15 protein-coding genes and 2 tRNA genes are annotated in these 16,333 nt (G+C 66.6%); 2 read left to right on the top strand and 15 right to left on the bottom strand.

The window, feature by feature from the left end; genetic code table 11:
- Nucleotides 1–2: 2 nt before the first annotated feature.
- On the bottom strand, nucleotides 3–1,010 hold the full coding sequence (locus GK109_RS18595; RefSeq protein ID WP_370460690.1) for an AAA family ATPase: 1,008 nt from the start codon (nucleotides 1,008–1,010) through the stop codon (nucleotides 3–5).
- Between the two features lie 139 nt (nucleotides 1,011–1,149).
- Between GK109_RS18595 and GK109_RS18590 the strand changes: the two genes are divergently transcribed.
- The gene (locus GK109_RS18590; RefSeq protein ID WP_157241980.1) at nucleotides 1,150–1,353 is read left to right on the top strand and encodes a hypothetical protein; all 204 of its coding nucleotides are present in this window, start codon (nucleotides 1,150–1,152) and stop codon (nucleotides 1,351–1,353) included.
- A 97-nt stretch (nucleotides 1,354–1,450) separates the two neighbouring features.
- Here the strand turns inward: GK109_RS18590 and GK109_RS18585 are convergent, their stop codons facing one another.
- From GK109_RS18585 to GK109_RS18565, 5 genes are all read right to left on the bottom strand, one after another.
- On the bottom strand, nucleotides 1,451–2,326 hold the full coding sequence (locus GK109_RS18585; RefSeq protein ID WP_157241979.1) for a carbohydrate ABC transporter permease: 876 nt from the start codon (nucleotides 2,324–2,326) through the stop codon (nucleotides 1,451–1,453).
- The gene (locus tag GK109_RS18580) at nucleotides 2,323–3,204 is read right to left on the bottom strand and encodes a carbohydrate ABC transporter permease (protein ID WP_157241978.1); all 882 of its coding nucleotides are present in this window, start codon (nucleotides 3,202–3,204) and stop codon (nucleotides 2,323–2,325) included. The genes GK109_RS18585 and GK109_RS18580 overlap by 4 nt, the downstream gene beginning before the upstream one ends.
- 4 nt (nucleotides 3,205–3,208) lie before the next feature.
- Nucleotides 3,209–4,561 carry an extracellular solute-binding protein gene (locus GK109_RS18575; protein WP_157241977.1) on the bottom strand — a complete coding sequence of 451 codons (1,353 nt, stop codon included), beginning with the start codon at nucleotides 4,559–4,561 and terminating at the stop codon, nucleotides 3,209–3,211.
- 118 nt (nucleotides 4,562–4,679) lie between these two features.
- Complete coding sequence (locus GK109_RS18570; RefSeq protein WP_157243127.1) at nucleotides 4,680–5,882, bottom strand: ROK family protein; 1,203 nt, start codon at nucleotides 5,880–5,882, stop codon at nucleotides 4,680–4,682.
- Nucleotides 5,883–6,081: 199 nt separating this feature from the next.
- The gene (locus tag GK109_RS18565) at nucleotides 6,082–7,272 is read right to left on the bottom strand and encodes a methyltransferase (RefSeq protein WP_157241976.1); all 1,191 of its coding nucleotides are present in this window, start codon (nucleotides 7,270–7,272) and stop codon (nucleotides 6,082–6,084) included.
- A 297-nt stretch (nucleotides 7,273–7,569) separates the two neighbouring features.
- On the opposite strand from GK109_RS18565, the gene GK109_RS18555 reads away from it, so the two are divergent.
- Entirely contained in the window at nucleotides 7,570–8,892 is a 1,323-nt protein-coding gene (locus tag GK109_RS18555) for a class I SAM-dependent methyltransferase (protein ID WP_157241975.1), read from the top strand.
- A gap of 95 nt (nucleotides 8,893–8,987) precedes the next feature.
- Here the strand turns inward: GK109_RS18555 and GK109_RS18550 are convergent.
- From GK109_RS18550 to obgE, 9 genes are all read right to left on the bottom strand, one after another.
- A tRNA-Ala gene (locus GK109_RS18550) sits at nucleotides 8,988–9,060 on the bottom strand.
- A 176-nt stretch (nucleotides 9,061–9,236) separates the two neighbouring features.
- Nucleotides 9,237–9,309: transfer RNA gene (locus GK109_RS18545), tRNA-Ala, on the bottom strand.
- A gap of 112 nt (nucleotides 9,310–9,421) precedes the next feature.
- Nucleotides 9,422–9,823 (bottom strand): ribosome silencing factor, encoded by a 402-nt coding sequence (rsfS, locus tag GK109_RS18540; RefSeq protein ID WP_321213738.1) that lies wholly within the window; start codon nucleotides 9,821–9,823, stop codon nucleotides 9,422–9,424.
- A 43-nt stretch (nucleotides 9,824–9,866) separates the two neighbouring features.
- Nucleotides 9,867–11,102, bottom strand: coding sequence for a hypothetical protein (locus GK109_RS18535; protein WP_157241974.1), 1,236 nt, complete (start codon nucleotides 11,100–11,102; stop codon nucleotides 9,867–9,869).
- A gap of 7 nt (nucleotides 11,103–11,109) precedes the next feature.
- A complete protein-coding gene (nadD, locus tag GK109_RS18530; RefSeq protein WP_255428835.1) occupies nucleotides 11,110–11,739 on the bottom strand; it encodes a nicotinate-nucleotide adenylyltransferase in 630 nt (209 codons plus the stop codon).
- A 40-nt stretch (nucleotides 11,740–11,779) separates the two neighbouring features.
- Nucleotides 11,780–12,010: a hypothetical protein gene (locus GK109_RS18525; RefSeq protein ID WP_157241972.1), complete on the bottom strand. Its 231-nt coding sequence runs from the start codon at nucleotides 12,008–12,010 to the stop codon at nucleotides 11,780–11,782.
- A 77-nt stretch (nucleotides 12,011–12,087) separates the two neighbouring features.
- Complete coding sequence (locus GK109_RS18520; protein WP_157241971.1) at nucleotides 12,088–13,467, bottom strand: glutamate-5-semialdehyde dehydrogenase; 1,380 nt, start codon at nucleotides 13,465–13,467, stop codon at nucleotides 12,088–12,090.
- A 26-nt stretch (nucleotides 13,468–13,493) separates the two neighbouring features.
- The gene (gene proB / locus GK109_RS18515) at nucleotides 13,494–14,645 is read right to left on the bottom strand and encodes a glutamate 5-kinase (protein WP_157241970.1); all 1,152 of its coding nucleotides are present in this window, start codon (nucleotides 14,643–14,645) and stop codon (nucleotides 13,494–13,496) included.
- Nucleotides 14,635–16,224 carry a GTPase ObgE gene (gene obgE / locus GK109_RS18510; RefSeq protein WP_323057040.1) on the bottom strand — a complete coding sequence of 530 codons (1,590 nt, stop codon included), beginning with the start codon at nucleotides 16,222–16,224 and terminating at the stop codon, nucleotides 14,635–14,637. Before obgE ends, proB begins: the two co-directional genes overlap by 11 nt.
- Nucleotides 16,225–16,333 lie beyond the last annotated feature (109 nt).

Below are 16,333 nucleotides of genomic sequence, written 5' to 3'. Positions count from 1 at the left end.
GCCTAGGGGGTTTGGACGGCAGCGACGACGGCGTCAATCACCGTTTCCACCCGTACCTCTTCCGCCACAGCGTCAAAGTTCAGGATCAGGCGGTGGCGGAGGACCCGGTGGGCGAGCGTTCTGACGTCCTCTGGAATGACGTGGTCCCTGCCGTTCAGCAGGGCGACGGCCCGCGCAGCCTGGCTGAAGGCGATGCTGGCCCGGGGGCTGGCACCGAACTCGATGAACCCGGCCAGCCGCGGGTCGATGTACTGCCCGGCGTTCCGGGTGACGAAGACCAGCCCCACGATGTAGTTGATGACGGCAGGGTCTACGTAGACGCGCCGGACGAGTTCCTGGACCGCCGTGACGGCCTCCAGCGAGGCTGCGGCGGGGGGCGCCTGCTCCGGCGTGTACACCCCCGCATCAATGCGCCGGATGATTTCCGCTTCCTCCGCCGGGGAGGGATAGTCCAGCACGTCCTTGAGCATAAACCGGTCCATCTGCGCCTCCGGCAACTGGTACGTGCCTTCCTGCTCGATGGGGTTCTGGGTGGCCAGGACAAGGAAGGGCGAGGGCAGCCGGTATTCCTGGCCGCCGATGGAGGTCTGGCGTTCCTGCATCGCTTCGAGCATGGCGCTCTGCGTTTTGGCGCTGGAACGGTTGATCTCGTCCAGGAGGACAATGTTGGCGTGCACCGGTCCCAGTTGGGTGATGAAGGTGCCCTTGGCAGCGTCGTAGATCTGGGTCCCCACGATGTCACTGGGCAGCAGGTCCGGGGTGCACTGGATCCGGCGGAACTCTGCGCTGACGGCTTCCGCCACCGTCTGCGCGGCGGTGGTCTTGGCAAGCCCGGGGACGCTTTCCAGGAGGATGTGGCCGCCGGTCAGCAGGCCAACCAGCAGTGATTCCCGCAGCCTTGCCTGCCCCACCACCTTGGCCTCGAAGCTTCTGGCGATGTTCGCCACAACCTGCTGCGCCCGGGCCAGTTCCGCGGGTTCAATTCTTGCGGACGCGCTGGTTGAAAGCACTCGGACTCCCCCTGGTGGCTGAACTGGGCTTTGCTGCCGGACCGGCTGCACTCCGCCGCCATCCTATCCAAGAACGGGGCTGCACTTTCGGCAATGGGGAGCCCTCCCCATCAAGGGCGCCCGGGTCTATCCTTTTGACATGAGCGAGCTTCCAGCCAGTTACAAGGAGTTTCTCGCCGACAAAAGCGAGATGTTCATCAGCACTGTCAGGCCTGTCCTGCTGCAGTCCGCGGCGGACAAGCTGCACGGGGTCCGGGTCATCTACAATCCCGGAGCCACAGGCCACCAGGCGCACTTGGACGAAAGCCTGCCGTACGGAGTGGTCATCGAGGACATCGACTGACTCCTCCTGCCCCGGGAAAGTCGCTTGGCAGGGGCCGCCATGGTCCGTGCCGGGCTGCAGCCGTTGCCGGCGGTGATGCGAAACCCGCGCTGCCCGGCTACCCCCTGACGGCTCCGGACAAGGCAAAGGAACCGTCGGCGCCCCTGGCCACAATGACGTAGAGCACCAGCACCGGCAGGGAATACAGGACGGAGAACGCGGCCAGCTGGCCGTACGCAACAGCCCCGTGCTGTCCGAAGAAACTGAAGATGGATACCGCGGCGGGCTGCCGTGCCTCGGACAGGAGCAGCACGAACGGCACAAAGAAGTTGCCCCACGCCTGGATGAACACAAAGATGAACACCACGCCCAGCCCCTGCCTCATCAGCGGCAGCACAATGGTTCGGAGCGCAGCCATCCGCGTTGCACCGTCCACCCAGGCGGCTTCCTCCAGCGATGCCGGCACGCCGTCCATGAAGTTCTTGGTCATCCAGATGGCCATGGGCAGGGTGGTGGTGGCCATGAAGAAGATGGTGGCGGGCATCGAGTCGAGCAGCTCGAACTGGACGAAGAGGCCGTACACCGGGACCATGATGGCAGTGATGGGCAGGCATGTTCCGAAGAGGACGGTGTACATGAACGGCCGGTTGAACCGGGACTGGTAGCGGGAGAGCGGATAGGCAGCCAGGACGGCTGCAACCAGGGTCACGGCGGCCGTACCCCCGGACAACACCACGCTGTTCCACAGTGGCCGGAACAGCAGTTCCGGGGTCAGGACGGCGGCGAAATTGTCCGCGCCGGCTTCGGCAGGAATCCTTAGTTCATGTCCGGCTTCGGCATCGAGGGACGCCAGGATGAGCCAGAGCAGCGGCAACAGGAAGCCGGCTCCGATCAGGAGCAGCACCACGTCAGCCGGAGTGCTGCCGGCCCGGCGCCGCTGCCGGCTTCCAGTGGTGGCCGGACGCGTGCGGGCTGTCCTGGCGGGAGCGCTCATGGATTCCGTTCCCGGAGCAGCCGGACGTACACCAGGCCGAAGACCGCGCCAATGAGGATAAGCACCGAGGCGACCGCTGTCCCGTAGCCAATGTCCCCGAATTTGAAGGCCTCCTGGTAGGCCAGGACAGGAAGCGTGGTGCTAGCGTTGGCCGGTCCACCGGCAGTCATCACCCACACCAGCGTGAACACCGCCAGTGTCTGCAGCGTGATCAGCATCAGGTTCGTGGTGATGCTTCCGCGGATCATCGGCAGCGTGATGAAGGCGAGCCGCTGCCAGCCATGCGCGCCGTCCATCTGGGCCGCCTCTGTCACCTCGGCCGGAACATCGTTCAGTGCCGCACGGTACACCAGCATGGAAAACGCGGTTCCCCGCCACACGTTGGCGAGCGTTACGGCCACCATGGGAAAGGCGTAGAGCCAGTCCGGCCGGCCAAGCCCCAGGCTCCCCAGGAGCTGGTTCAGCGTCCCGTCGCCGCTGAAAAAGGCATAGGCGGCAAAGGCAGCAACGATCTCGGGAAGGACCCAGGCAGCTACCACCGTGGTGCCAACGACCGTGGACACCACCGGCCGGGCCCGGCGCATCAACACCGCCAGGGCGAGCCCCAGCAGGTTCTGGCCCAGTACCGCCGAACCACCGACAAACACCACCGTGAGGAAAAGCGAGAGCGGGAACACCGGGTCCGCCAGCAGCCGGCCGTAGTTGTCCAGCCCCACCCATAAGGGGTTGCGGGCGCTGCGCCCGGTCAGGCCGGCGTTGGTGAGGGACGCGTGGAAGGCCCAGAGCACGGGTCCGGCAAGAAAGACGAGGAGGAGCAGCACAGCAGGAAGGACCGGCAGGTACCGAAACAGTTGCCGTGCCGTGGCGGGTAGCTGCAACGGGCTACTGCCGGACGGTGTTGTCGCCGCCCACGATCCCGGCCACGGCGGCGTCGTACTCCGCCGCTGCCTCCTGGGGGGATTTGTTGCCGGTGATGACGGCTTCCGTGGCCTCCTGGACGGCCGCTGAAATCCGGGGGTAGTCAGCAGTTGCCGGCCGGTACCGGGTCACCGAGACAAGCTCGGATACATCCCTGACGAACGGGTTGGCATCCAGGTACTCCTTCTCGGCAGCCACGTCCTTTCGGACGGCAATCTGCGAGCTCTCCACGGTGAAGGCCAACGAATTCTTCTTGTTGAGCGCCGTTGAGAGGAAGTTGAAAGCCAGTTCCGGTTCCTTCGTCCCCGCCCCGAGCGCCAGGGTCCAGCCGCCCGACATGCTCACGGCACCGGGCGCCTGGCCGTTTTGGGTGGGGAAAGGGGCCACGCCGATCTCCTGCTCGTAGCCGGGCCACTCGTAGGAACCGCCATCCTGCCAGAACGACGGCGCGTAGGAGCCTTCCACCGTGGCCCCCATTTTGGCGTTCGGGAACCATTCACCAAAGACCTTTTTCCAGACATTCGCGTCCAGCGCTTCAGCCGGCGAAACCGCCAGTTGCTCTTCATACAGCGTTTCAAGGAATCCCAGCGAGTCCCGGAAACCGGCGGACCCAACCACCCATTTGCCGGCATCTTCGTCATACAGGGCAGACCCCGTCCCGTACAGCAGCTCGTAGAAGCTTTGCATCACAGAGCCCTCGCCGGTGCCCTTGCCCGCGTACATGTTGAACGGGATCACCGTGGGGTCGTTGGCCTTGATCTTCCGGGCGGTGTCCAGGATGTCCTGCCAGCTCCGCGGCTGCCAGGGAAGGCTGATCCCGGCATTTTCCAGGACCTTCCGGTTGTACCAAATGGCGCGGGTGTCCGTGCCCAGCGGCACCGCGTACGTCCCGCCGTCGTCCGCGCGCCCTGCCGCCTTGGCGCCGTCGTCGAACGTATCCCAGTCCGCCCAGCCCTCAAGGTGGCTGTCCAGCTTGAGGAGGTAACCGGCGTCCACGTCGGAGCGGACCTTGAAGGTGTCCTCGTAAAACACGTCCGGTGCCGTGGACGGCGACCGGAGGGCAAGCGCCAGTTTGGTGCCGTAGTCGTCGTCGTTCGCCTGGATGGGCTGCAGCTCGACCTTGACACCCTGGTTCGCCGCCTCGAACTCCTGCTTGGCGGCCTGGAGCATGGTATCCAGGGCGGTGAAGGAGTCCGTCTTCTGGTAAGCCACCTTCAGGGTCTTGGAAGCACCCGCCGGATCAGCCGGGTTGCACGCCGTCAGGACAATCATTGCCGAAGCGATGAGGGACATGGTCTTCAGCGACTGGCGACGCATGGTGCTCCATTCGGTCAATGGCTGCGGTCCCCGTTGTCAGCGGGCCCCCAGCCGCGGCAATAAGCAAATGCTAGATGGACGCCCTGACCCAGGCAAGGCACCGCCGGCGGCGCACCGGTCAACTTTCCAGGAGGAGCCGCTGGGCCCGGGGCGCCAGCGTATATTCCAGGACCAGGGAGGCCGCTCCGATGGCTCCGACGTCCTCTCCTACCCCGGTGCCCACTACCTCGATGGGATGGATGAGCCGGGTGTCGCTGTTGGCCTCGAGCAGCGCCGGAATCTTCTCGAGGTAACGACCGGCCAGCCGGCTCCAGAAGGGCCCTCCGAACACCACGCGCTCAACGTCCAGCGTGTTGGTGACCACCGAGGCGGCACGCGCTACCCGCGCTGCGGACTTGTCGATGATGGCAAGGGCCTGTTCGTTTCCCTCGTCCGCAAGGTCGCACAGCCGGGAAAAGCTTTGCTGGATCTCCGCGCCGCTGTTCCCGGACCGCGTGCCGTCCAAAATCCCGGCGGCCTCCGCTTCGGCCACCAACACCTGCGGGATGCAGGTGGACTTCACGCAGCCGCGCAGGCCGCAGTCGCAAGGGGGTCCGTCCGGGTCCACCACGATATGGCCGATCTCGCCGGCGTTTCCGGAAGTTCCCCGGACAACCTCGTCATTGAGGACAATGCCGCAGCCGATGCCGGTGCCCATGTACATGAAGACGAAGCTGCCGGAGCCGCTGGGGCCGCCGGCCCACGTTTCCGCGACGGCGGCGCTGGTGACGTCCTTGTCCATCAGGACGGAATAGCCCGTGGCTTCGGAAAGGGCGCTGCGCAGTTCCACCCGGTCCCAGCCGGGGAGCAGGGGCGGATCCACCACGGATCCGCTATCAAGGTCGATGGGGCCGGGAGCAGCGACGCCGAGTCCGGCGATCCTCTCCCGGTCCACGCCGGAGTCCTCCACCAACTGGGCGATCTCCTCAGCGATGGTGGAAATAACGGCCGACGGATCGTTGCCGCCGGGGGTTTTGATCCTCGAGTGCCGCACCACTGCGCCCACCAGATCCAGGACCACGAAGGTGGTGACAGCGGGATCCAGGTGGACACCCAGCGCGAACACACCGCCGGGGTTGAGCCGCAGGATGGTGCGCGGCTTGCCGGGTCCGCTGCCTTCCTTGCCCGCCTCCACGATGAGGTTCTGGTCAAGGAGGCGCCGGGAGATGTTGGAGATGGTCTGCGGTGAGAGGCCCACAATCTGGGCCAGCTCCACCCGGCTCAGCCCGGCGGAAGCCCTTCGGATGGCGTCCAGGATCACCGTGAGGTTGAAGTCCCCCATTTTGGGCAGGTTGGTTCCGCGCCTCGGTGAGGATTGGCGGATCTCAGTCACGGCGTCCCCTAAACGTCTTTGGCCACATACTTGTGGTGATGCTTGAATCGTACGTTACGCGTGGTCACAGACCCATAGGGCAGGCACGACGGCGCGGCGCGGCAAGGGCGGTCCTCCCCCTGGGCGGAGCGGGGCCGGCCTGTTCCGCTCATCCATCGCCGCGGCGGGTGCTCAACGTCACCGTGAACTTGGGGTTCCTGCCTTTCACGGCGGTAGGCCCAACGTGCCGCTCCAGCGCGGGCAGGTAGGGCAGGTGGCGGTTGAAGACCGTCCACAGCTCGCCCCCGGGCGCGAGGACCCGTCCCGCTGCCTCAATCATCTTTAGGCCTGCTCCAGCATGGACCCCGGCGCCGACGTGGAACGGCGGGTTGAGCAGGACCAGGTCCACGCTGCCTGCCGCCAGGCTGCCGAGGGCGTCATCCTGCAGGACGGTGATTCGGCCTTCCAGCCCGTTGGCTTGTGCCGTTGCCTGCGCGGAGGCCACTGCTGCGGCGGACTGGTCCGTGGCGGTCACTGCTGCCCCAGGGTGCTGCCGGGCGTACATGGCGGCAAGGATTCCCGTGCCGCAGCCCAGGTCGACGGCGTGCCGGGCCGCCTTCATGGCCGGGAGGAACGTCAGCAGGAACCTGGTACCGATGTCCAGTTTGGTGCCGGCGAACACTGCCCCATGGGCGGCGACGTCGAGGTCGAGCTCGGCGAGGTGTTCGACGACGGGATAGTTTCCCTTCCCGCCCCCTTGCGGACCGCACGCCAGGACCACGCGCGACTTCTGCCTGGCGAGCTGCGGCTGGACGGAAGAGAAGTGGCGTTCCAGCACGGCGTTCATGCCGAGTGACATGTGCTTGACCCGCCCGCCGGCCAGGAGCGTAACGCCCGGTGCCGCGTAGCGGGCCACCGCGGCGGCGATCTCGTCCAGCTCAGCCAGCGTCTTGGGCAACTGAAGCAGTACTGCCTGCGCCCCGGCCAGGAGTTCCGGGCCAAGCGGCAGCTGGGTGAACCCCGGCTCCCCGTCCGTGGAACCGGCGGGCATCCCCGCCGGGGCGGCCGGGAGCAGGCCGGCGCTACGGAGCCCGGCCGCGTTGAGCTGCAGGGCGCGCTCCCCGGTGATCAGGTCCTGGTGGACCCGTACGGAGCCCGGGTTGAGCGCGGCGAGGGCCCCGAGCGTCAGCGCACCGTACCGGTCCCCGATGACGGCCACTGCGCTTCCGGAAGCCACCAGTCCCCCGGCTGCCTCAAGCAGGAGCCGGTCCGTGGCGTCCCACGCCTGCAGGTTGGGTGCTTCCACATCCGGCCTGCGCCGGAGTGCTGCAAAGAGATCCCCAAGACTGTTTGATGCCAACTGTTCCCGCTGCTTTCCGTTGTTCTGGTTGCACGTGCCGCTGCCCGGAACTGCTGCCGCTCATTCCAAAGCCGTCCGCAGGCTTTCCCGGCGGTCCCGCCGGGCGCCACCCGGGCCGTCCCCGGCGTCGAGCATTACATAGCCGGAGCCACGGCGCTGAAGGTGACAGGCAGCGGAGAACCCGGCCGGCCCGCACCAATGACGATGACGTCGGTTCGGGCAGAATTCACCTCCCCAATGATAGTCGCGCGAGGTATTCCGGCCTTAGTGTTGGCCCATGGAGACGGGAGGAGCACCATGACCACAGCTACCGGGAATGCATCGCGGCTCGCCAGGGCCCTGGCAGTAGTGCTTGGCACTGAAGAAATACCCCTGCGCCTCCGCGCTTGGGACGGTTCCGAGGCAGGGCCGGCGGGAGCGCCTGTCCTTGAATTCCGATCCCGCCGCGCCCTGCGCCGGATCCTGTGGTCCCCGGGCCAGCTCGGCCTGAGCCGTGCCTATGTGGCTGGCGAGATCGACTCTCCCGGGGACATTTTCGCAGCGTTCGCGGCCCTGAGCTCGGCGGGCAAGTTCGCGGAGCCGGGTCCGTTCCGGCCGCTCACCGCCGGTGAAGTCTGGACGCTGCTGCGCACCGCGGTCCGGCTGGGCGCCCTGGGCCCCAACCCTGCACCACCGCCGGAGGAGGCAAGGGTGGCCCGGAGAGGTCCCCTGCACTCGCGCCGCCGTGACTCCGCAGCCATCTCGCATCACTATGACGTGGGCAACGACTTCTACGCCTTGGTGCTGGGACAGTCCATGGTCTACTCCTGCGCCGTGTGGCCCGAAGACAGCGACCACCCGGAGCAACCGGATGCCGGGAGCCGGCTCGCCGACGGCCTGGACGCCGCGCAGGAGGCCAAGCTGGACCTGGTATGCCGCAAGCTTGGCCTCCGGCCGGGCATGCGCGTGCTGGATGTCGGCTGCGGCTGGGGCAGTTTTTCCCTGCATGCGGCCGGGAAGTACGGCGCAACCGTTGTGGGCGTGACGCTGTCCAAGGAACAGGCCATCCTGGCCCGGAAACGGGCCGCAGACGCCGGACTGACCGAACGGGTGGACATCCGGGTCCAGGATTACCGGGACATCGGGGACGGTCCGTTCGATGCCATCAGTTCGATCGGAATGTCCGAGCACGTTGGGCGGGAGCAGACCCCCGGTTACGCCGCTGCCTTGTTCGGCCTGCTCCGGCCGGGCGGGCGGCTGCTAAACCACGCGATCTCCTGGAATGCCGGTCCCACCAAACCCGATCCGAATTCCTTCATCCCCCGTTACGTGTTTCCGGACGGGGAGATGATCAGCCTCGGCGAGATGGTTTCCGCCCTGGAGGCAGCAGGCTTCGAGATCCTGGATGTGGAGGCACTGCGGCGCCACTACGCGTTGACCCTGCGCGCGTGGGTCCACAGGCTGGAGGCAAACTGGGACCAGGCTGCGAAACTCAGCGGCCTCGGAAGGGCCCGGGTCTGGCGGCTTTACATGGCTGCAAGCGCACTGGGTTTCGAAAGCGGCCTGACAGGCGTCAACCAGGTCCTGGTACAGCGGCCCGGCGGCGACGAACCGCCGCTGCGGCGTACAGCGTGGCTTTGACTGCCTGGGCCGTGGGGCGACACAGGGTCGTGCCCCCGGAACCGGGCCCTTAAGCAAAAGGAACGATCCCGTGGGGATCGTCCCTTTTGTGCCGGTGGAGCTGAGGGGACTCGAACCCCTGACCCCCTGCATGCCATGCAGGTGCGCTACCAGCTGCGCCACAGCCCCGGACTTTGCCGCCCCCGGTTTACCACCTCGAAGCAACCTGTTCAGCTTAATGCACTTTCGCCGCTCACGCCAATCGGCCTGGTCCGCCTTGGCGGCCGCATCGGCTCCCAGCCGGGGCAGGTAAAAGCACACAAAAAAATCCGCCGGAATCGCAGTGATTCCGGCGGACCGTCCGGTGGAGCTGAGGGGACTCGAACCCCTGACCCCCTGCATGCCATGCAGGTGCGCTACCAGCTGCGCCACAGCCCCGAACTATTGCCGCTCCTTCAAGCTTTTCGGCTTTCCCCGAAGCAACTCAAATATCTTAGAACAGCAATTCCGAAAATTCCAAATCGGGCATATTCCGCGTGGTTCCGCGGATTTACTCGCTCTCGGACGCAGCAACAGCCTTTACGGAGGTGTCGTCACCGAGCTGCAGGTCAACGACGGGGCAGTCCTTCCAGAGGCGCTCCAGGGCGTAGAAAACGCGGTCTTCCTCATGCTGGACATGGATCACAACGTCCGAGTAGTCCAGCAGTACCCAGCGGCCGCCGGAACGGCCTTCACGGCGGACAGGCCGCAGATCCTGCTTGGCGAGCTCTTCCTCGATCCCGTCCACGATTGCGTTGACCTGCCGCTCGCTGGGTGCGGAGGCAATGAGGAAGACGTCGGCCAGGGCGAGCCGCTCGCTGACGTCCAGGGCAACGATATCCTGCGCGATCTTGTCCGCGGCTGCCTTGGCGGCGGCGCGGGCTATGGTGATGGATGATTCTGATGCAGTCACGTGACTCCTTGTTGGGTGGAAACTCTAAGTGGCGGAACGCGGCTCAGCGGGACATGCCGCTGATGATGAGGATGATGCCCGAGACCAGGGCCACGATTCCGAATGCCAGGATGCAGAACTGCAGGACCCTGTTCCGCTGCGCCCGGGCCAGTCCGGCCGTGGCAGCGTCCAGGGGCTCCAGGCCGTAGGCCGACCTGGCGGGGATCCGCGGGAGGTCCTCAAAGAGGTCCTCCGCCTGGTTCGCGTCGGTCATCACGGGCCGCGGACGGGCAGCCGCCCGGGCTGCGGCTTCCGCCCTGGCAATGACGTGGGAGCGGCCCGAACCGGCATCGGGTGCGGCCGGACGCTGAGGGCCCGCAGGGCGCCGTTTCTTGGTTCCGGGCGCCGTAACCTTCGACCCCGGACGGGTGGTGACCGGGACATGTGAGGTTGCGGGCGGCTTCATGACCGGCCGGTCGATGCCGGGAACCTGCACGAACTCCAGCGGGGTGACCATGGCAAGGTTGCTGGCCGTCGATGGCGCCGGGCGCTGGCTTGCCGGGCCGGCCTGGTCCCCGGCGCCGGGTTCCCGCGCCGGGCTCTTGGCAGGATCCCTCGACGGCGCAACCGGGGCTCCGGCCTGCTCGGCCAGCTTCTGCTTGGCAATGGCGCGGCGGTTCAGGATGGCCGCACGTTCGGCCAGGGCGATCTGCTCCGCCAGGATCTCCGGGTCAACCGCTTCCGGGTCCAGGGAGGCGATGTGCTCCATCTTGGCGATCTGGTTCTTGGCCTGCTCGGCGAGCAGTGCCCGTGCCGCCAGGGCCTGTTCAACCGTCATGCCCGCAGGGGCTGCAGGACTCGGCTCCGCACCGGAGGGTTTCTTGCCGTCCTGGGCAGCCCGCTCCCCCGCGCCCCGGCCCTCCTGCACCTGAGCGGCGGCATCGGTCTGGACGGACGACGGCGGCACAACGGGGTTGGCCGCGGTCAGCGCCTGTTCCTTGAGCTGCTGCAGGCGGAGCTGGCGCCGGGTGGGTGGCCCTCCGGCAGAGAGCTGGCCCTCTTTTTCCTCCAGCTCCTTAAGGGTGCGCAGGGCTGCGCGGTCGCGCGCCCGGATCTGGGACGACCGTTGAGTGGAGGTTTGCTCGGACACAGCAGCAGCGGGCCCGGGGGCCGAAGGGGTGGCAGCAGGCGGGTTCGCGGCAGGGGAAAGCTGCTCCGTGCCGGCGGGCACGGGCTGTTGGGCATCCCTGGCCTTCCGGAGTTCCCGGCGGCTGCGGATGGGGGGCTGTTCCTGACTCATTGAGAACTCATTCAGTACTGGCTGGTTCACGTGCTTGGGAAGTTGGGACATCGCCGGCTTCCACGGCGTCGGCGTACAGGCCGTACTTGGCGATGTACTGGACAACGCCGTCCGGCACCAGGTACCAGACCGGGTTGTTCGCCGCCACGCGCGTGCGGCAGTCCGTGGAGGAGATGGCCATGGCCGGAACCTCAAGGAGGCTCACGTCAGCGCGTCCCATCCCGTCGAGGACATGGCCCGGCCTGGTGACTCCCACAAAGTGGGCGAGCGACCACAGTTCGTCGATGTCCTTCCAGGAAAGGATTTGTGCCAGTGCGTCCGCTCCGGTGATGAAGAACAGGTCAGCGTCGGGACGCTGGGCGCGGAGGTCCCGGAGGGTGTCGATGGTGTAGGTGGGACCTGGCCGCTCAATGTCTACCCTGCTCACAGTGAAGCGCGGATTGGAGGCCGTCGCGATGACTGTCATGAGGTAGCGGTGCTCGGGCTCGCTGACGTGCTGGTGGGACTTCTGCCACGGCTGGCCGGTGGGGACGAAAACCACCTCGTCCAGGTCGAATTCCGCCGCCACTTCGCTGGCTGCGACCAAGTGGCCGTGATGGATGGGATCGAACGTCCCGCCCATCACGCCAAGCCGCAGCCTGCCGGTGGCACCCGAGCGGTGCAGGGCGCGGGAAATGTTAGCGGCCCTGCCCGTGATCGTGCTTGTTGGGGTGCTGGCGGTGCGGGTCCGCGTGCTCCTCGGTTGCTGCGTGGCGGTTGCCCAGGTTGGAGTAGGACAAGGTGATGAACATCAGCACCAGCAGGAGGGCGAAAATAACCACCCCGAAGACCCACGGCTCAGCCCACAGCGGCGCGAGTTCGTGTTCTCCGCCTTCGGCGACGGACGTGGCAATCTGCTGGAACAGCATTTTCTCCCCTTGGGCTCAAACTATTGTGGCAGCGGAAAGCTCCGCCGTTTCTGACTTCTGGTCTATGTTACCGTGCGCTACCCGCGCACCTGGCCCTCGCCCTGCACGATCCACTTCGTGGTAGTGAGCTCGGTCAGCCCCATGGGGCCCCGCGCGTGCAGCTTTTGGGTGGAAATGCCCACCTCGGCGCCGAGGCCAAGCTCCCCGCCGTCGGTGAACCGGGTGGAGGCATTCACGATGACGGCAGCAGAATCAACCTCGGCGATGAACCGTTCTGCGTTACGGAGATCGTTGGTGAGGATCGCCTCCGTGTGGCCCGTGGACCACGTACGGATGTGCTGCACGGCCTCGTCCAGGCTGTCCACCATGGCCACCGCGAGGTCCAGGTCCATGTACTCCGTGCCCCAGTCCTCCTCAGTGGCAGGTTCGGACTCGATGGAGGCGGGCAGGGCCGCGCGGACCCGCTCGTCGGCATGCAGCCGGACCCCTGCCTGGCGGAGCGCGGCTGCCACGGCAGGAAGAACGGGGGATCCCGAGTGGACCAGGAGCGTCTCCACCGTGTTGCAGACGCTGGGCCGCTGGGTCTTGGCGTTGAGGAGGATCTCGACTGCCATATCCTCGCTGGCCGATTCATCGATGAAGATGTGCACGTTCCCTTCACCGGTCTCGATCACAGGCACGGCCGAGTTGACGACAACGGTCTGGATGAGCTCCCGGCCGCCGCGGGGAATCAGCACGTCCACCCTGCCGCGCGCCTTCATGAGGACGTTGGCACCTGCGCGGCCGTACTGGTCGACTGTCTGGACGGCGTCGGCAGGCAGGCCTACGGACTCCAGCGCTTCACGCAGTACCCGCACCAGCACCTCGTTGGTAGCTTGGGCGGCAGTGCCGCCGCGCAGGATCACGGCGTTGCCGCTCTTGAGTGCCAGCCCCGCAATGTCCACGGTGACGTTCGGCCGTGCTTCGTAGATTGCCGCCACCACACCCATGGGCACGTTCACCTGCCGGAGGCGCAGGCCGTTGGGAAGCGTCTGCCCGCGGACCACGTTACCCACGGGATCGGGAAGGTTGGCCAGGTTTTCCAAAGCTGCCACGAGTCCCGAGATGCGGGTTTCCGTCAGGGTAAGGCGGTCCAGCATGGCGGCGGAGGTGCCATTGGCTTTTCCTGCCGCCACGTCCATGGCGTTGGCCGTAAGAATGGCCCCGGTGTTCTCCTCCAAGGCTGCGCCGACGGTACGGAGGGCGCGGTCCTTCCAGGCCCGGTTTGCCATGGCCATACGGCGCGCGGCGTCACGGGAGCGGTCCGCAATGGCATGGACTGCTGCCTCAATATCGCCCGAAGACAGCGGGGAGTCAGCCGGCACCTGCGCCACGGATGAATTAGCCGGCTGCGCCTCGGTGGCGGCAGTATCTCCGGGATTTTCAGCAGTCGTGTTGTGGATCAGGGCCTCAGTCATGTTCCAAGTTTAGGCGAGCGGGAAGCTCAAACCAGCACCAGGTCATCAACGTGAACAACTTCGCGGTCATAGCCGCTGCCCAGCGCCTCACCCAGGTCCCTGGTGGACCGGCCAAGCATCTGCGGCAACTCCGCTGACGAATAGTTCACCAGTCCCCGCGCAACCACGGTGCCGTCGGCAGCTGCTATCTCGACGGCGTCGCCCGCTTCAAATTCACCGTGGACGGCGGAGATGCCTGCGGGAAGCAGCGAGGTGCGGTGGTGCCGCACAGCCTTGACGGCGCCTTCGTCCAGCACCAGCCGCCCTTGGACGGAGGCGACGTGCGCCAGCCACAGGAGGCGGACGGGCTTGCGGGCACCGTTGACCGTGAACCAGGTGCCCACGTCCTCGCCGTTAAGGGCAGCCGCCGCGTTAGGGGTGGAAGTGACAAGGGCATGGATGCCGGAGCCGGCTGCCATGGTGGCCGCTTCCACCTTGGTCAGCATCCCGCCGGTGCCCACGCCTGCCTTGCCGGGTTTCCCGATGGAGACGCCATCCAGGTCCGCGGGGCCCTCAACGAGCGGGATCCGCTTCGCGCCAAGTGACGGCGGGCCGTCGTAGAGGGAGTCGACGTCGGACAGCAGCACGAGGGCATCGGCCCGGACCAGGTGGGCAACGAGGGCAGCGAGCCGGTCGTTGTCACCGAAGCGGATTTCATGCGTGGCCACGGTGTCGTTTTCATTGACCACCGGCACCACGCCAAGGTTGAGCAGCCGATCCAGGGCGCGGAAGGCATTGGTGTGCTGGCTGCGCCGCATGAGGTCTTCGGCGGTGAGCAGCACCTGGCTGACCGTCACACCGTGCGCCCCGAAGGCCTGGGTGTAGCGGGCCATCAGGAGGCCCTGCCCCACGCTGGCAGCTGCCTGCTGGGTGGCAAGATCGCGGGGGCGCTTGGCAAGGCCCAGGGGTGCCAGGCCCGCGGCGATGGCACCGGAGGAGACCAGGATGATTTCGGTGCCGGTGTTGCGTTTGGCCGCCAACGCGTCAGCCAGGGCAGTCAGCGCCTCTTCCGAGATGCCGCCCTTGATGCTGGTCAGCGACGACGAGCCAACCTTCACCACGATCCTGCGGGCGCTGGCGAGCACGCTCCTGTCCACGGACCGCGCCAGCGGCACCGCAGCTGCAGCCCTAGAACTCATCGCCTGCGTCCAGTCCACTCTCCTTGAGCGGCTTGGCGACCCGGCGGCTGCTCACGGACTCGGTCCAGATGCCGGCCTTGCGCTCGGCTTCAAGTTCGGCGCGGGCGGCCGCCCTGGCGTCCTTGCGTTCCTGCTGCTCTTCACGTTTCTGTCCGCGCGTGGGGCGGTCGCCGATATCGGCAAACCGGACGTCGGTGCCGCGCGGCGAGGCCAGCAGTTCCGCACCGGCCATCATGGTGGGCTCCCAGTCGAAGACAACGCCGTCATCCTCGCCAATAACAACTGTGTCGCCGGGCTTGGCGCCCTGCTTGAACAGCTCCGTCTCCACGCCGAGCTTTGCCAGGCGGTCAGCGAGGTAGCCGATGGCTTCCTCGTTGGTGAAGTCCGTCTGCTTGACCCAGCGCACCGGCTTTTCGCCCAGCACGCGGAACAGCGGCTCAAGGCCCTTCTCTTCCCGGCGGATCCGGAAGCCTGCTTCATTGACCGCGCGGGGCTTGATGACAACGGGCTGCACCTTGGGCGGCGCAGCAGCCACCGCGTCCCGGGCCGCCTGGACGATTTCGGCCATGGCAAAGCCCAGCTGGCGGAGGCCCTCGTGGCTAGTTGCCGAGATTTCAAAGACCCGGTAGCCGCGGGATTCCAGTTCGGGGCGGACGAACTCGGCCATGTCCTTGCCGTCCGGCAGGTCCACCTTGTTCAGTGCCACCAGGCGGGGGCGGTGGTTCAGCGGAACCACTTCACCGTCCTGGCCCGCGTAGCTCATGTCCACGGCGTACTTTTCGAGTTCGGCCTCGATGACGGCCAGGTCCGAGAGGGGGTCGCGGTCGGCCTCCAGCGTGCCGCAGTCCAGGACATGGACCAGCGCCGCGCACCGCTCCACATGGCGGAGGAAGTGGTGGCCGAGGCCCTTGCCCTCGCTGGCGCCTTCAATCAGCCCCGGTACGTCTGCAATGGTGAAGCGGACATCCCCGGCCTGAACTACGCCCAGGTTGGGAATCAGGGTGGTGAAGGGGTAGTCGGCGATCTTGGGCCGCGCCGCGGACATGGCGGCGATAAGGCTGGACTTGCCGGCGGACGGGAAACCCACCAGGGCAATATCCGCAATTGACTTCAGTTCCAGCACAATGTCGCTGGACTCGCCTTCGATGCCGAGGAGGGCAAAGCCGGGAGCGCGGCGCTTTTGCGAAGAGAGCGCGGCGTTGCCCAGGCCGCCGATGCCGCCCGCCGCAGCCACGTACTCGGTGCCTTCGCCCACGAGGTCGGCGAGGACGGTGCCGTCCTTGGACTTGACCACCGTGCCGTCCGGAACGGGCAGGATGAGCGTCTCGCCGTTCTTTCCGCCGCGCCAGTCCCCCATGCCCGGGCCGCCGTTGGTGGCGTGGCGGTGGGGCGCGTGGTGGTAGTCAAGGAGCGTGGTGGTCTGGTGGTCCACGCGAAGGATCACGTCGCCGCCGTTGCCGCCGTTGCCGCCGTCGGGACCACCCAGCGGCTTGAACTTCTCACGGTGGACGGAGACGCACCCGTGGCCGCCGGTACCGCCGGATACGTGCAGTACTACCCGGTCTACAAAGCTGGCCACGTGGATCTCCTCAGTGCTGTTTCCTGGACACCCAAGGGCGCCAAGACGATTGTAATGCGGTTAAAAGAACAGTGGAGCGGACCACATGGCCCGCTCCACCGCTTCAGAA

Source organism: Pseudarthrobacter sp. GA104 (genome assembly GCF_009741265.1).
Lineage (GTDB): Bacteria > Actinomycetota > Actinomycetes > Actinomycetales > Micrococcaceae > Arthrobacter.
This window is presented reverse-complemented; position numbering and strand designations above follow the sequence as displayed.

Excerpts from the sequence above, each read along its gene's own strand:
- GK109_RS18585 (WP_157241979.1), bottom strand. The coding sequence starts at position 2,326 with ATGAGCGCTCCCGCCAGGACAGCCCGCACGCGTCCGGCCACCACTGGA.
- GK109_RS18575 (WP_157241977.1), bottom strand. The coding sequence starts at position 4,561 with ATGCGTCGCCAGTCGCTGAAGACCATGTCCCTCATCGCTTCGGCAATG.
- proB (WP_157241970.1), bottom strand. The coding sequence starts at position 14,645 with ATGAGTTCTAGGGCTGCAGCTGCGGTGCCGCTGGCGCGGTCCGTGGAC.
- GK109_RS18555 (WP_157241975.1), top strand. The coding sequence starts at position 7,570 with ATGACCACAGCTACCGGGAATGCATCGCGGCTCGCCAGGGCCCTGGCA.
- GK109_RS18535 (WP_157241974.1), bottom strand. The coding sequence starts at position 11,102 with ATGAGTCAGGAACAGCCCCCCATCCGCAGCCGCCGGGAACTCCGGAAG.
- GK109_RS18590 (WP_157241980.1), top strand. The coding sequence starts at position 1,150 with ATGAGCGAGCTTCCAGCCAGTTACAAGGAGTTTCTCGCCGACAAAAGC.
- GK109_RS18520 (WP_157241971.1), bottom strand. The coding sequence starts at position 13,467 with ATGACTGAGGCCCTGATCCACAACACGACTGCTGAAAATCCCGGAGAT.
- GK109_RS18570 (WP_157243127.1), bottom strand. The coding sequence starts at position 5,882 with ATGGGGGACTTCAACCTCACGGTGATCCTGGACGCCATCCGAAGGGCT.
- GK109_RS18525 (WP_157241972.1), bottom strand. The coding sequence starts at position 12,010 with ATGCTGTTCCAGCAGATTGCCACGTCCGTCGCCGAAGGCGGAGAACAC.